Below are 14,206 nucleotides of genomic sequence, written 5' to 3' on the forward strand. Positions count from 1 at the left end.
GGAGTGGAATGGCGCCTTCAGACGGCCGGACGGTATCGCCAGACGCTGGCCGGCGGGAAGTTCAGCGGCGTCCAGGCCTCGCGACGACCCGTGAGCCCAAGCGTCTTCATCGGCAAAGGCGAGGTCACGCAATAGCTGTACAGCAGGAAGCCGCGGCCTGGTGCCACCGCCTCGACGGCGGCGACGAATCGCTGCTGCTGCTCGGTCGGCAGCAATACCAGCGGGATGCCGCAGATCGCCGTGCCGACCTTGCCGTGCAGGGCGGCGGGCAGCGTCTCGGGCAGGGCGAAGGCGTCGCCCTCGACCACGGTGACGCCGGGCAGGGTGCGCGCCAGGTGCTTCGCCATCTCGGGCACGATCTCGACCACCACCAGCCGGTCGGCCGGCACGCCGTTCGCGAGCAGGGCGCGCGAGATCGCGCCGGTGCCGGCGCCGAGTTCCACCACCACCTCGTCGCCGGCACGCTCGATGAGGGCCGCGATGCGGCGCCCGAGCGCCGGGGAGGACGGGACGACCGAACCCATCTGCAGCGGGTTCGCCAGCCAGCGGCGGAAGAAGAGCGCCGCGCCACTCGCCGCGCGACCTTCGGACCGGTTTCCGAGTATGATGCCCGACATGCCTCTCTCCGTGACAAAGCGATGACGATTCAAGGGGTTGTCATCCATCCGGTGATAGGTCGCGCATCCCGGGGCGGCCAGTTACCGTTCGGTGGCGCCGCCCGGGCGGCCGCGGCATGACCGCGCGCATCCTCGTCGTCGACGACGTGCCGGCGAACCTCCGCCTGCTCGAAGCCAAGCTGCGGGCCGAGTATTTCGAGGTCGCGCTCGCCGCCTCGGGGCCGGAGGCGCTGGCGCTGTCCTCGGCCTGGGCGCCGGATGTCGTGCTGCTCGACGTGATGATGCCGGGCATGGACGGCTACGAGGTCTGCCGGCGGCTGAAGTCCCAGCCGGCGACGGCCCATATTCCGGTGGTGATGGTCACCGCCCTGGTGGAGCAGTCCGAGCGCGTGCGCGGGCTCGAGGCCGGGGCGGACGACTTCCTGTCCAAGCCGGTCGATACGGCCCTGCTGCTGGCGCGGCTGCGCGCGCTGCTGCGGGTCAAGCAGGTTCTCGACGCCTGGCGGCTGCGCGCGGACACCGTGCGCGAGCTCGGCGTCGAACCGGCCGAGCCACCCGAGGAAGTCGCCTTCGGGTCCCGGCTGCTGTTCGCCGGCGGCGTACCGGGGGAGGCGGAATCGGTCGCCGCCGCGCTCGCGCCCGACGGCGTGCAGGTGGAGCATGCGCCGGACGAGGCCGCCGCCTGGGAACGCCTGCAGGATGACGAGCACGACCTCGCGCTACTGAGCCTGCCGCTCGCCGGCGGGGATGCGCTGCGCCTGACCTCCCGCCTGCGGGCGCGGACGGAAAGCCGCGACATGCCGCTGGTGATGCTGGCGGCGGAGGAACAGCGCCAGGCGCTGCTGCGCGCCTTCGACCTCGGCGCCAGCGACCACGTGATGCGGCCGGTGGATGCGCCTGAATTGCGGGCGCGGGTCCGCAACCAGCTGCGCCGGCGCCGCTACCAGGAATTGCTGCGGGACAATCTCGACCGGTCGCTGGAACTGGCGGTGACCGATCCGCTGACCGGGCTGCGGAATCGCCGCTATGTGCGCCGGCACCTGGACCAGCTGCTCGGGTCCGGGGCCTCGGCGGCGGTGCTGCTGATCGACGTGGATCGCTTCAAGCCGCTGAACGACCGCTATGGCCACGCCGTCGGCGACATCGCGCTGCGGGAGGTCGCGTCCCGCCTGCGCGAGCATCTCCGCGCCGTGGACGTCGTCGCCCGCTATGGCGGCGAGGAGTTCATGGCGGTCATCGCCGCGGCGGGGGAGGAGGAGGCGCTGGCCGTGGGCGAGCGCCTGCGGGCGGCGATCGCCGGGCAGCCGATCACGGCGCCGGGGCTGTCACTGCCCGTGACGATCAGCGTCGGCGCCGCCGTGTCGGAAGAAGGCGTCAGCCCGGAAAACCTGATCGCCGCGGCCGATGCGGCGCTCTATCGCGCCAAGGACCGCGGCCGGAACCGGGTGGAGAAGGCGGCCCTGGAGGACCGCAGGGCCGAGGCGCGCTGAGGCGGCGCCCCGGCCTTCCAATCACTTGATCTTGGCTTCGCGGAAGACGACGTGCTTGCGCGCGACGGGGTCGTACTTCTTCTTCTCCATCTTGGAGGTCATCGTGCGCGTGTTCTTCTTCGTCACGTAGAAGTAGCCGGTGTCGGCGCTGCTCACGAGGCGGATCAGGATGGTGTTCGACTTGGCCATGACAAAACTCCGTGGCCCGCAGGCCAAGGGGCCCCGGGTGCGAGGGACCGGAAACTAGCGTCCGCCACGCCCCAGTCAAGCGAAAGCGGGGCCGATCGGCGCCGGAATCGACGTCGCAGCGAGGCCACCAGGCGCCGGCCCGGGGCCGTGCCGCAGCGCCGAGGACCGCGGATGCGCTCCGCGCGGCGTCAGCGCGGCAGGGCGGCGACGATCGCGAAGGGGTCCGAGGCCAGCGCGCGGGCCGCGGCCAGTTCCGACTCGGTCGCATCGCCCGGCGGGCAGGCGGCGCGCAGGCGCTCGGCCTCGGCCTCCCGCACCGGCAGCCGCAGGGCGCGCTCGGCGGCCTGCACGGGGCCCATCGGCCGCGCCCCGGCGCGCAGCGCCGCGAGGTTCACCGCCGTCGGCTCCGGTCCCCCGGCGGTGCACAGGCCCGGGATCACGCCCACCGCCTGCAGCGGCCAGCCCGCCGGCATCACCAGCCGCGACCAGGAGATCAGCAGCTCCCCCCCGTCCGGCAGCGGGATCACCACCTGCACCGTCCCCTTGCCCATGGTGACGGTGCCGGCGACCGCCGCGCGGCCGCGGTCGCCGAGCGCGGCGGCGAGGATCTCGGCCGAGGAGGCGGTGCGCCCATCCACCAGCGTGACCACCGGCAGCCCGTCGGTGATGTCCGGCCCCGTGGTGACGTAGATCCGGCTGGCGTCGGGGTGCCGGCCGATGGTGCGGAAGGCCTCGCCTTCGCCGAGGAAGATGTCCGCCACCGCCGCCGCCTGCGACAGCAGCCCGCCCCGGTTGCCCCGCAGGTCGAGCACCACCCCGCGCGGCCGCCCCTGCGCGATGGCGCCGAGCAGCGCCGCGGCGACCTGCCGGTCGGTCTGGGCCGAGAAGGTGGGGATGCGGATGACGAGGATCTCGTCCCGCCGTTCCGAGGTCACGGGCGTGCCCATCGGAAGGGTGCGGACCAGCGTCACCTCCTTCCGGGTGCGGCCCTGCTGGACCAGCAGCTGCACCTCGGACCCTGCCGGGCCTTCGAGGAGCCCCGCGGCGACGCCCGGATCCCGCGTGCGCAGCGCCTGGCCGTCGATCGCCAGCACCCGGTCCCCGACCCGCAGCCCGGCCTGGGCGGCGGGCCCGCCCGAGGACACCGCGGCGATCACCGCGCCCACACCGCGCCCCGGCGCAAGGCGCAGGCCGAGCCCCGCCTCGCCGGTGCGCCGTTCCCGCGCGGCCTGGGCTTCCTCGGGCGTGATGTAGCGGCTGAACGGATCGAGATGCGTGAAGATGCCCTCGAAGCTCTCCGCGATGAGGCGCGGCGCGCCGGCGCGCCGCAGCAGCTGCGATTGCGACCAGGCGGCTTCCTGGAACCGGGTCAGGTCGTCCGCCGCGGCGCCGCCCGCGCGCGCCGGGCCGTCCGGGCCGCCCAGGGCGGGGGCGGTGCGCGTCAGCAGCGTCCGTCCGCCGACGGCGAGCGTCACGTCCCGGCCGGACCGCCGCACCGTCAGTGACGGCTCGACATCCGTCAGCCCCGTTAGCGCCCAGACGATGAGGTCGGCGGGCGATGCGGCTTCGAGGTGGCGTTCGAGGATGGCGGCGAATCCGGTGCCGAGCACCAGGCGCATTTCCTCGCGGGGGTAGGGGGCGTTGCGGACGGCTTCCTGCGCGGCCGCAAGGCCAGGCAGCAGGAGGACGAGGATCAGCGCCGCCGCTCGCGCTGCCGTCCCTTGGGCGCCGGACGGCCGCGGCCGCGGGCGGGCAGCCCCTGCATGATGTGGAACACCATGCCGCCGGTGCGCGGCGTGGCTTCCGCGAGCCTGGCCTCGACCGCCTGGCCCAGGCTGAAGGTCAGTCGTGTCCTGCGACCGGCCAGCGTCTGCGTGGCCTCGTCCAAGTCCCATCTGTCGTCCGGTAGAGAACCGAGTGGGACGATTCCGCTCGCCCCGTTCTCTTCCAGCGTGACGAAGAGACCGAAGCGAGTCACTCCGGAAATTCGTGCCTCGAACGACTCTCCGACTCGTTGTGCCATAAAGGCCGCGAGGTAGCGGTCGACGGCGTCGCGCTCGGCCGCCGCGGCGCGTCGTTCGGTCGCCGTGATGTGTTCGGCGGTGTCCGGGAAGCGCGCGGCTTCCGTCTCGTGCAGCCCGTCCTGGCCCAGCTTCAGGCCGCGGATCAGCGCGCGGTGCACCAGCAGGTCGGCATAGCGGCGGATCGGCGAGGTGAAATGCGCGTAGCGCGACAGCGCGAGGCCGAAATGGCCGATGTTGTCCGGCGCATAGGCGGCCTGGGACTGGCCGCGCAGGACGGCCTCATTGACCAGGCGTTCCTCCGGCGTGCCGCGCACCTTGTCCAGCACCCGGGCGAAGTCGCGCGGATGCAGGTGCCCGCCCTGGGGCAGCGTGATCTCGAAGGTCGCGAGGAACTGCCGCAGCCCTTCGAGCTTCTGGTCCGAGGGCCGGTCGTGCACGCGGTACATGCAGGGCTGGATGAGGCGTTCCAGTTCCTCCGCCGCGCAGACATTGGCGGCGACCATGAATTCCTCGATCAGCCGGTGCGAATCGAGCCGGGCGCGCGGGACGACGGCGGTCACCCGCCCCGCCTTGTCGAGCATCACCCTCCGCTCGGGCATGTCGAGGTCGAGCGTGCCGCGCTTCTCCCGCGCCGCGAGCAGCGCGCGGTAGGCGCCGTAGAGCCGCGCGACATGGCCGGAGGCGAGCGACGCCGGATCGGTCCCGGCATCGGCGGCCTCCTGCACCTGCTCGTAGGTCAGGCGGGCTGCGGAGCGCATCAGGCCGCGGCCGAAGGCGTGGGCGTGCTTCCGCCCCTGCGCGTCGAAGCGCATCTCGACATAGAGGCAGCCGCGCTCCTCGTCCGGGCGCAGGCTGCACCAGCCGTTGGACAGCGCCTCGGGCAGCATCGGCACGACGCGGTCGGGGAAATAGACCGAATTGCCGCGCGCCCAGGCCTCGCGGTCGAGATGGCTGCCGGGCGTGACGTAATGCGCGACGTCCGCGATGGCGACGAGGATGCGCCAGCCATCGCCGTCAGGCTCGGCGAAGACGGCGTCGTCGAAGTCGCGCGCATCCTCCCCGTCGATCGTCACCAGCGGGATGTCGCGCAGGTCGGTGCGGCCGCGCGCGGCGACGGCGCGCGCCTTCTCGGCCTGCTGCACGGCCTCGGCGGGGAAGATGTCGGGGATGCCATGGGCGTGGATGCACACCAGCGAGACCGAGCGCGGTTCCCCCATCACGCCGAGGCGCTCGGTGATGCGCGCCGGCTTGGGGCCGAGGTGGCGGGTGGAGGGCAGGGGCTCGGCGAAGACGATCTCGCCGGGCTTCGCGCCGTTCTCCTCGCCCTGCGGGACGTGCCAGATGCCCTTCTGGCGGCGGTCGGTGGGGATGATGCGGCCATCCTCGAAGACGCCGAGGATGCGCGCCGGCGCCGCACCGCCAATGCGCTTGAAGGTGCGGCCTTCGTACTTGCCGGGGCCGATCGGCCTGAGGCGTGCGAGGACGCGTTCCCCCGCGGTCAGCGCCGGGTGCCCCTTGGGTTCGGGGCGCATGTAGATGACGGGCGGGCGGCCTTCGCCCTGCCAGGCGACCGGGCGCGCGATCGGGTCGCCATCCGGGTCGGTGCCGGTGACCTCGACGGGGGCGATCTCGGGCAGGCGTGTCGGGTGGATGACGGCACGCTTTCCGGCGGGGGCGGAACCCCCCTCGGCGGCGAGCTCGCGCATCAGGACGCGCAGCGCGGGCCGCTGGTCGGAGGTGAGGCCGAAATGCCGCGCGATGTCGGATTTGGTGACGCGCCCGGATGCCGAGGCGAGGAAGGCGCGGAGTTCGGCCTTGCTTGGCAACGCGGCAGGTTCGTCGCTGCGTGCGGCGGCGCGGCGCTTCGCGCTGGCGCGAGGGCCGGCGGCGGATTTGGCGGTGGCGCGGTGCGGCTTGGCGGCGCGGCCGTGGCCCGGATCGTCCGCTGCCACATGGCGCGGCGTTGGCTCGTCGGCGGGACGGGACGCGCGTGGCGCGTTGGGCGCGGGCGGGGCGGCGCCCGGCTTGCGGGCGCGGGCCTTGTGGCCCTTCACGGGCGGCCCGCGCCTGGGCATCAGCGGGGCGTCTTTCCGGCGCGCGGCGCCGCCTTGGCGGCGGGCTTCTTCGCGGCGGGCTTGGCCGCGGCCTTGCGGGCCGGGGCCTTGGCGGCGGCCGCCTTGCGTGCCGGCTTGGCCTCGCCCTCGGCCGCCTTGCGGGCTGCGGGTTTCGCCGCGGCCGCCTTGCGACCGGCCGGGCCGCGCGGCTTTAGCGCCTTGCCCTTCTCCTCGAGCAGCGCGATGGCGTCCTCGAGGCTGATGTCTTCCATGGCCACGTCGCGCGGCAGGTTCGCGACCGTCTTCCCGTGCTGGGCATAGGGCCCGAAACGGCCCTTGCGGACCACGACCGGTTCCTTGTCCTTCGGGTGCGGCCCGAGTTCCCGCACCCGCGACCGCGCATCGGCGAGCAGGGCGAGGGCGCGGTTCATGCCGACGGTCAGCACGTCGTCATCCTTGTCGAGCGACTTGAACACCGACCCGCAGCGGACATAGGGCCCGAAGCGGCCGAGGCCCGCGGTGATCTCCTCGCCCGTCTCCGGATCGACGCCGATGATCCGTGGCAGGGAGAGCAGGCCGAGCGCCTGGTCGAGCGTTATGGCATCCGGGGAGACCCCGTTCGGCAGGCTGGTCCGCTTCGGCTTGGTCGGCTTGCCCTTGGCGTCCGTCCCGGGTTCGCCGAGCTGGATGTAGAAGCCGTAGGGCCCTCGCTTGAGCGTGACCTTCTGGCCCGTCGCCGGGTCCTCGCCGAGTTCCTGGTCGCCGCCCGCGGCCTCCGCGCTGCCGGAATCGACACCGAAGGGCCGCGTGTAACGGCATTCGGGGTAGTTCGAGCAGCCGATGAAGGCGCCCGTGCGGCCGAGCCGCAGCCCCAGCCGCCCGTTGCCGCAGGTCGGGCAGAGCCGCGGGTCGGTGCCGTCGGCACGCTCGGGGAAGATGTGCGGGCCGAGGTCCTCGTCCAGCGCGTCGATGACGTCGCGGATCTTGAGGTCCTTGGTCGCCTCGACCGCGGCCGAGAAATCCTTCCAGAAGGCGCGCATCACGGCGCGCCAATCGGTCTGGCCGGCGGAGATCTCGTCGAGCTTTTCCTCCATCGCGGAGGTGAAGCCCGTGTCCACGTAGCGTTCGAAGAAGCGGACCAGGAAGGTCGTGACCATCCGCCCGAGGTCCTGCGCGATGAAGCGCCGCTTCTCGAGCGTGACGTATTTCAGGTCCTGCAGCCGCTGCAGGATCGAGGCGTAGGTCGAGGGCCGGCCGATGCCCAGTTCCTCGAGCCGCTTGACGAGCGAGGCCTCGGAATAGCGGGGCGGCGGCTGGGTGAAGTGCTGGCTCGCGGTGACGTCGCCGCGCTTGAGCGGGTCGCGCTCCTTCATCGGCGGCAGCAGGCGGCTGTCCTCGTCCTCGCTCGGCTCGGCGGGCTTGAGGCCGGCGCGCAGGTCGGCGGCGCGGTCGTCCTCGTCCTCCCGGTACAGCTTCAGGAAGCCGTCGAAGGCGACGACCGAGCCGGTGGCGCGGAAGCGGATCTTCCCATCGGCCGAGGTGATGTCGACCGCGGTCTGGTCGAGCTCGGCCGCCGCCATCTGCGAGGCGACGGCGCGCTTCCAGATGAGTTCGTAGAGCCGCGCCTGCGCGCCTTCCAATTCGCCCTGCATGCTCTCGGGCGTGCGGGTCACCTCGGTCGGGCGGATCGCCTCGTGCGCTTCCTGGGCGTTCTTCGCCTTGGTCTGGTACTCGCGCGGCGCGGGCGGCAGGTAGTCGGCGCCGAAGGCGTCCTTCACGTGGTCGCGGATGGCGGTCATCGCCTCCCGCGCCATGGAGACGCCGTCCGTCCGCATGTAGGTGATGTGCCCGGCCTCATAGAGCTGCTGGGCGGTGCGCATGGTCTGCTGCGCGCCCATGCCGAGCTTGCGGCTGGCCTCCATCTGCAGCGTCGACGTCATGAAGGGCGGCGGCGGGTTGCGCCGGACGCGCTTCTTCTCGACCGAGTCGACGGCATAGGTCCCGGCCTCGGCCAGCGCCTTGGCGCGGTGGGCCGTCGCTGCGTCCGGCAGGTCGAACTGCTCGAGCTTCTTGCCGTCCAGATGCGTCAGCCGCGCCGTGAAGGGGGCGCCGGCTGGCGTCTGGAACTTCGCTTCCAGCGTCCAGTATTCGCGCGCCTTGAAGGCCTCGATCTCGGCCTCGCGCTCGCAGATCAGGCGCAGCGCCACCGACTGCACGCGCCCCGCGGAACGGCTGCCCGGCAGCTTGCGCCACAGGAGCGGGGAGAGCGTGTAGCCCACGAGGTAGTCGAGGGCGCGGCGCGCCAGGTAGGCGTCGATCAGCGGCACGTCGAGGTCGCGCGGATGGGCGACCGCGTGCTGTACCGCGCGCTTGGTGATCTCGTTGAAGGTGATGCGCCGGACGTCCTTGCCCTTCAGCGCGCCGCGGCTGCCGAGCATGTCCTTGACGTGCCAGGAGATCGCCTCGCCCTCGCGATCCGGGTCGGTGGCGAGGAAGAGGCGCTTCGCGCCCTTCAGCGCGGTGGCGATCTTGGCGACCTGCGCCTCGCCCCGCCCGTCCTTGCCCCACACCATGGCGAAGTCCTGGTCGGGCAGGACGGCGCCGTCCTTCTCCTCCAGGTCGCGGACATGGCCGAAGGAGGCGAGCACGGTGAAATCGCGCCCGAGATACTTCTCGATCGTCTTGGCCTTGGCCGGGGATTCGACGACGACGACGTCCGACATTGGCTTGAGGATCACCCGTTCGCAGATCGCATGACGCGATGGCCGGGCAGCAGTTCCACCCGGCCTTCGAGCTCCAGATCCGTGAGCACGGCCTGGAGTTCGGGGGCAGTCAGGTGGCAGCGCCGCAGCACCTCGTCAACCGATACTGGAGACAATCCAATCAATTCAATGATTTCGGCGGCCCCTTCCGGGGGCGGGCCGAGCGGGTCCGGGCCGGTTTCCGGGCTTTCCGGCCCCCCGGAGGCCATCCGGGCGGGGTCGAAGAGGGGGGCTTCCCGGGGCGCTTCGGGGAGGTGCTCGAAGACGTCCTCGGCGGTCTCGGTCAGGTGCGCGCCCTGCCGCAGCAGGTCGTTCGACCCCCGGCAGCGCGGGTCGAGCGGGCTGCCGGGGACGGCGAAGACCTCCCGCCCGTGTTCGAGCGCGAGGCGCGCGGTGATCAGCGTGCCGGATCGGTGCGCCGCCTCCACCACCACCACGCCGAGCGACAGGCCGGCGACGATGCGGTTGCGCTTCGGGAAGTGGCGGTTCAGCGGCGCGGTGCCGAGCGGCGTCTCGCTGACCACCGCGCCACGTTCGGCGATGCGCGCGACGAGGCCGGCGTTCTCGGGCGGGTAGGGGACGTCCACGCCGCCAGGCAGGACGGCGACGGTCCCACCGCCGCGCAGCGCGCCCTCATGCGCCGCGGTATCGATGCCGCGCGCGAGGCCCGACACGACCGTCAGGCCCTTGGCGGCCAAGGCTTCCGACAGTTCCTCCGCCACGCGTCGACCGGCGGAGGATGCGTTGCGCGCGCCGACCACGGCGACCGCCGGCGCGGCAAGCAGCGACGCGTCGCCGAGCACCGCCAGCACCGGCGGCGCATCCGGCAGCAGCGCCAGCAGCGGCGGATACAGGGGGTCATCGAGGAAGACGAAGCGGCCGCCCAGACGCGCCAGCGCGGCCATCTCGTGCTTCGCCCCGGCCTCGGGGAAGGGCTCCAGGCCGCGGCTCAGGGAGGGCAAGGCCGCCAGCGCCGCCGCGCCGGTCCGGTGCCGCGCCATCAGGCGCCGGAAGGTCATCGGACCGACGCCATCGGTGCGCGCCAGGCGCAGCATGGCGAGGACGTCGCGCGTCATCGTGGTTCGCGGGAGCGCTGCCCCCACACCCTTCGCCCGTGGCAGATGAACGCACCTGCCACGGGTGCCCAAGTCGCCGGGGTGCGCGGCGCACCCCGGACCCCGCCCGGAATCGTCATGGCGAGAAATTAGTCGGGTAATTCTACCTTGGGTAGATTATCCGCGACGGCGACCCGCCAGGAAGGCCACGACCGCCAGGGCCTGCACGACAAGGGTCAGGACCAGCATCGCCCCTGCGCCGGGGCCGGACCAGCCGCGCACCAGGCCGAAGGCCGCCGGGGCGAAGGCGTAGGTCGCCTGGGCCACCGCGACGATCATCGGCACGGCGCGCGCCACGTCCTCCCTCCGGAACTCCGCCTGCGCGATAAGCGGCGGCAGGGAGGTCGCATTTCCGATCCCGAAGCCGAACAGCAGCACGCCCAGCAGGATCGCCACCGGTCCCTCGAGACCCGAGGCCAGCAGCACGACCACGCCCGCCGCCTGCACCGCGTAGCTCGCGCAGGCCCAGCGCCGGCGATCCGCCCCGGCCGGCATCAGCCAGCCGAACAGCGTCCGCCCCAGGATCGCCGCGACCGTCGCCAGCCCAGCCACGACCCCCGCGAGCCCCGGCTCCAGCGGTCCCGCGATCAGCGAGAACAGATGCGCCAGCAGCCCGATCTGCGCGAAGAGGCCGAGCGCCATCCCCGCCGCCAGGCTGCGGAAGGCCGGATCGCGCCAGAGCATCGGCCCGGGCAGCGCGGCAGCCTCCACCCCGCCCGCGGCGGTCGCGGCGGCGATCTCGCCATCCGGAACCTGGCCGAGGTCGTCCGGCGTCACCGCCACGATCCGCACCATCAGCCATCCTACGACCACGATCGCCGCGAGGCCCACGGCGGCCGCCGCGGTCAGGAAGCCGAACCGCTCGATCAGCAGGACCCACAGCGGCGAGAAGACGATCCCGCCCACGCTCGCCCCGTTGTAGGCGGAGGACAGCGCCTTCGGCCGCAGCCGCACGAACCAGGGGGCGACCATGGCGTTGATCGCTGCCGCGCCGAGCGTCACCCATCCGCCGCCGGTCAGCAGCGTGGCGGCGAACAACTGCCAGGGCTCCTCGGACGCCGCCCAGCCGCACAGCCCGACCGCCAGTGCGACCGTCCCCACCCGCGTCACCGCGGCGAGCCCCCAGCGCGCATAAAGCCGCGGCAGCACCGCCACGAGCGCCGCCCCCGCCAGGTAGTGCACGGTGATCGCCGCCGAGACGAGCGCGACCGGCCACCCCCGCGTGGCCGTCACCGCATGCAGGTAGACGGGCGGCCCGTAGAAGCCGAGGCCCCATCCGAAGACGGCGACGACGAAGGCGCCGGCGACGACGCGCCAGCCATGGAAGGGTCGGGTCGATGCATGCATGGCCCGGATATGCTCGGTCGCCACGGCGCGATGCTCAGGTGCGCACCGAAAGACAGCCGCGTGTCACTTCAGTGCCACGAGCACCGCCCCGGCGGCGATGAGCGCGACACCGAGCCAGTTCACCGCGGCGAGGCGCTCGCCCAGGAAAACCACGCCGAAGACCGCCACCAGCACGACCGACAGTTTGTCGATCGGCGCCACCCGCGCCGCATCGCCGAGCTTCAGTGCCCGGAAGTAGCAGACCCAGGAGGCGCCGGTGGCGAGCCCGGACAGCACCAGGAAGATCCATGTCCGCGACGGGACGCTGCCGGGGTCCTGCCAGCCCTGCGTCGCGGTCAGGATCGCGCCGAGCGCGATGATGACGACGATGGTCCGCACGAAGGTCGCGAAGTCCGACCCGACATTGGCCACGCCGACCTTCGCGAAGATCGCCGTCAGCGCGGCGAAGCCGGCCGACAGCAGCGCCCAGAAGGACCAGGACCCAAGGAGCCAGGAACGCATGCGGTCGCCTCCCGCGCAGGGCGCGCCATGCGCACCGCCCGCGGCAGGCTAGGTGGGCGGGACCGTCTCCGGAATGGGCAGCGCGATGAACTCGCCGCCATGCCAGGGCGTTTCAGCCCTTCTGGCCGATCCGCGGTTCCGTCCCGGCGATCAGGCGGCGGATGTTCGCCTCGTGGCGCCAGAAGATCAGGACGCCGACCAGCAGGGCAAGCAGCGCGTGCTCGGTGTCGGAGAAGACCAGCGCCAGCACCGGCGCGGCCGCGATGGCGATCAGGGCGGAGGCCGAGGACATCTTCGTCACCTTGGCCGCGATCAGCCAAATGACGCAGCAGGCGATCCCGACCGGCCACATGGCGGCGAGGTAGACGCCGAGGCCCGTCGCGACGCCCTTGCCGCCCTTGAAGCCGAGCCAGACCGGCAAGGTATGCCCCAGCACCGCCGCCGTTCCCGCGACCAGGTCCTGGTCCCCCAGCAGCCAGCGCGCGAGCAGGATGGCGGCCGCGCCCTTCAGCCCGTCGAGCACCAGCGTCGCCGCGGCCAGGCCCTTGCGGCCCGTGCGCAGCACGTTCGTCGCGCCGATGTTGCCCGACCCGATCGACCGGATGTCCCCCAGGCCCGCCGCCTTGGTCAGCAGCAGCCCGAAGGGGATCGACCCGATCAGGTAGCCGCCGATCAGCGCGAGCGCGAAGGCGATGGACGGGTCGGTCATGCCGCGAACACCCTCCGCCCGGCCTTCCAGGTGCCGAAGACGCGCCCTTCCAGCGCCCGCCCGTCGAAGGGCGAGTTCTGCGCCTTGCCCGGCAGTTTCCCGGCCTCTACCTTCCAGCCGCGGTCGGGGTGGAACAGCACGAGGTCCGCCGGCGCGCCCTTGGCCAGCCGCCCGACCGGCAGGCCGAGCAGCGCGGCCGGCTTGCAGGTGAGCAGCGCCAGCGCCTCGAGCATCGTCAGGTCCTCGCCATGCACGCGGGCGAGGGTCACGCCGAGCAGCGTCGCGAGGCCCGCGCCGCCGGCCTCGGCCTGGGCGAAGGGCAGGCGCTTGTCGTCGGCATCGCGCGGCTGGTGGTCGGAGGCGATGGCATCCAGCGTGCCGTCCTTGAGCGCGGCGACGACGGCCTGGCGGTCGGCTTCCGTGCGCAGCGGGGGCGAGAGCTTCGCATAGGTGCGGTAGTCGCCGATCGCCGTCTCGTTCAGGTCGAAATAGGGGGGCGCGGTATCGGCCGTGACCTGCAGCCCCTCGGCCTTCGCGGCGCGGATCAGGTCCAGCGCGGCGATGGTCGAGACATGCGCGAAATGGACATGCCCGCCGGTGATGCGGGCGAGCGCGATGTCGCGCGCGACCATCATCGCCTCGGCGGCCGGCGGGATGGCGGGCAGGCCGAGCCGGGTGGCGAGCTCGCCCTCGGTCGCCGCACCGCCGGTGGCGAGCGCGGGTTCCTCGGGGTGCTGCACCACGAAGGCGCCGAAGGCCCGCGCATAGGACAGCGCGAGGCGCATCGTCCGCGCATTGCCGATCGCCTTGGCCCCGTCGGTGAAGGCGATCGCACCGGCCTCCCGCAGCAGGCCGAATTCCGCGAGTTCCTTGCCCGCGCAGCCCGCCGTCGCCGCGCCATAGGGCAGCAGGCTGACCGAGCCGGTCGCCTCGCCGCGGCGGACCATGAAGGATAGCAGCGCGGGGTCGTCCAGGGCCGGGTCGGTGTCGGGCAGGACGCAGAGTGTCGTGATGCCCCCCGCGGCGGCGGCGGCGGCGGCACTCGCGATGCTTTCGCGGTGCTCCGCGCCCGGCTCGCCGACATTGGCGCGCAGGTCCACGAGACCCGGCGCCAGGCAGCAGCCGGCGGCGTCGAGGGTCTCGGCGCCCTCCGGCGCCGTCAGCCCCGGCCCGAGATCGGCGATGACGCCGGCCCGCACCAGCAGCGCGCCCGGACCGTCGAGGCCGGAGGCAGGGTCGAGCAGGCGGGCATTGGTGATCAGGAGGTCGCGCATCGGGAGCGGTTATAGACGGGCGGCCGAGTCCTGCCACGGGGCGCCGTGCGTTCCGCCGGCCGTTCCGGCCCCTGTGGCACTTTTCCTTTGTGCCGCAGTGCGGCGACGTGCTGGCCTCGCCCGG

11 protein-coding genes are annotated in these 14,206 nt (G+C 72.9%); 1 reads left to right on the forward strand and 10 read right to left on the reverse strand.

What is annotated here, in order from left to right; genetic code table 11:
* Nucleotides 1-17: 17 nt before the first annotated feature.
* Nucleotides 18-617, reverse strand: a complete 600-nt coding sequence (locus tag GWK15_RS11295) for a class I SAM-dependent methyltransferase (protein WP_168041376.1) — start codon at nt 615-617, stop codon at nt 18-20.
* Nucleotides 618-733: 116 nt separating this feature from the next.
* Here GWK15_RS11295 and GWK15_RS11300 point away from each other — a divergent pair, with 116 nt between their 5' ends.
* Nucleotides 734-2,107, forward strand: a complete 1,374-nt coding sequence (locus GWK15_RS11300; protein WP_168041377.1) for a PleD family two-component system response regulator — start codon at nt 734-736, stop codon at nt 2,105-2,107.
* A 21-nt stretch (nt 2,108-2,128) separates the two neighbouring features.
* Here the strand turns inward: GWK15_RS11300 and rpmG are convergent, their stop codons facing one another.
* The 9 genes from rpmG to GWK15_RS11345 all read right to left on the reverse strand — a co-directional run bounded on the left by rpmG (nt 2,129) and on the right by GWK15_RS11345 (nt 14,082).
* Nucleotides 2,129-2,296 (reverse strand): 50S ribosomal protein L33, encoded by a 168-nt coding sequence (gene rpmG / locus GWK15_RS11305; RefSeq protein WP_168041378.1) that lies wholly within the window; start codon nt 2,294-2,296, stop codon nt 2,129-2,131.
* Nucleotides 2,297-2,484: 188 nt separating this feature from the next.
* The gene (locus GWK15_RS11310; protein WP_168041379.1) at nt 2,485-3,906 is read right to left on the reverse strand and encodes a S41 family peptidase; all 1,422 of its coding nucleotides are present in this window, start codon (nt 3,904-3,906) and stop codon (nt 2,485-2,487) included.
* Between the two features lie 83 nt (nt 3,907-3,989).
* Nucleotides 3,990-6,146: a ribonuclease R gene (rnr, locus tag GWK15_RS11315; protein ID WP_245211523.1), complete on the reverse strand. Its 2,157-nt coding sequence runs from the start codon at nt 6,144-6,146 to the stop codon at nt 3,990-3,992.
* A 248-nt stretch (nt 6,147-6,394) separates the two neighbouring features.
* The gene (gene topA, locus GWK15_RS11320) at nt 6,395-9,097 is read right to left on the reverse strand and encodes a type I DNA topoisomerase (protein WP_168041381.1); all 2,703 of its coding nucleotides are present in this window, start codon (nt 9,095-9,097) and stop codon (nt 6,395-6,397) included.
* A gap of 11 nt (nt 9,098-9,108) precedes the next feature.
* A complete protein-coding gene (gene dprA, locus GWK15_RS11325; protein WP_168041382.1) occupies nt 9,109-10,212 on the reverse strand; it encodes a DNA-processing protein DprA in 1,104 nt (367 codons plus the stop codon).
* A 156-nt stretch (nt 10,213-10,368) separates the two neighbouring features.
* Nucleotides 10,369-11,598: an MFS transporter gene (locus tag GWK15_RS11330; protein WP_168041383.1), complete on the reverse strand. Its 1,230-nt coding sequence runs from the start codon at nt 11,596-11,598 to the stop codon at nt 10,369-10,371.
* 63 nt (nt 11,599-11,661) lie between these two features.
* Nucleotides 11,662-12,099, reverse strand: a complete 438-nt coding sequence (locus GWK15_RS11335; RefSeq protein ID WP_168041384.1) for an EamA family transporter — start codon at nt 12,097-12,099, stop codon at nt 11,662-11,664.
* A gap of 112 nt (nt 12,100-12,211) precedes the next feature.
* Nucleotides 12,212-12,808 carry a glycerol-3-phosphate 1-O-acyltransferase PlsY gene (plsY, locus tag GWK15_RS11340; protein WP_168041385.1) on the reverse strand — a complete coding sequence of 199 codons (597 nt, stop codon included), beginning with the start codon at nt 12,806-12,808 and terminating at the stop codon, nt 12,212-12,214.
* On the reverse strand, nt 12,805-14,082 hold the full coding sequence (locus tag GWK15_RS11345) for a dihydroorotase (RefSeq protein WP_168041386.1): 1,278 nt from the start codon (nt 14,080-14,082) through the stop codon (nt 12,805-12,807). The genes plsY and GWK15_RS11345 overlap by 4 nt, the downstream gene beginning before the upstream one ends.
* Between the last annotated feature and the right edge of the window lie 124 nt (nt 14,083-14,206).

The organism is Neoroseomonas oryzicola, assembly GCF_012163135.1.
Lineage (GTDB): Bacteria > Pseudomonadota > Alphaproteobacteria > Acetobacterales > Acetobacteraceae > Neoroseomonas > Neoroseomonas oryzicola.

Coding starts and splice junctions, on each gene's coding strand:
- GWK15_RS11295 (WP_168041376.1), bottom strand. CDS start 617: ATGTCGGGCATCATACTCGGAAACCGGTCCGAAGGTCGCGCGGCGAGT.
- GWK15_RS11300 (WP_168041377.1), top strand. CDS start 734: ATGACCGCGCGCATCCTCGTCGTCGACGACGTGCCGGCGAACCTCCGC.
- rpmG (WP_168041378.1), bottom strand. CDS start 2,296: ATGGCCAAGTCGAACACCATCCTGATCCGCCTCGTGAGCAGCGCCGAC.
- topA (WP_168041381.1), bottom strand. CDS start 9,097: ATGTCGGACGTCGTCGTCGTCGAATCCCCGGCCAAGGCCAAGACGATC.
- dprA (WP_168041382.1), bottom strand. CDS start 10,212: ATGACGCGCGACGTCCTCGCCATGCTGCGCCTGGCGCGCACCGATGGC.
- GWK15_RS11330 (WP_168041383.1), bottom strand. CDS start 11,598: ATGCATGCATCGACCCGACCCTTCCATGGCTGGCGCGTCGTCGCCGGC.
- GWK15_RS11335 (WP_168041384.1), bottom strand. CDS start 12,099: ATGCGTTCCTGGCTCCTTGGGTCCTGGTCCTTCTGGGCGCTGCTGTCG.
- plsY (WP_168041385.1), bottom strand. CDS start 12,808: ATGACCGACCCGTCCATCGCCTTCGCGCTCGCGCTGATCGGCGGCTAC.
- GWK15_RS11345 (WP_168041386.1), bottom strand. CDS start 14,082: ATGCGCGACCTCCTGATCACCAATGCCCGCCTGCTCGACCCTGCCTCC.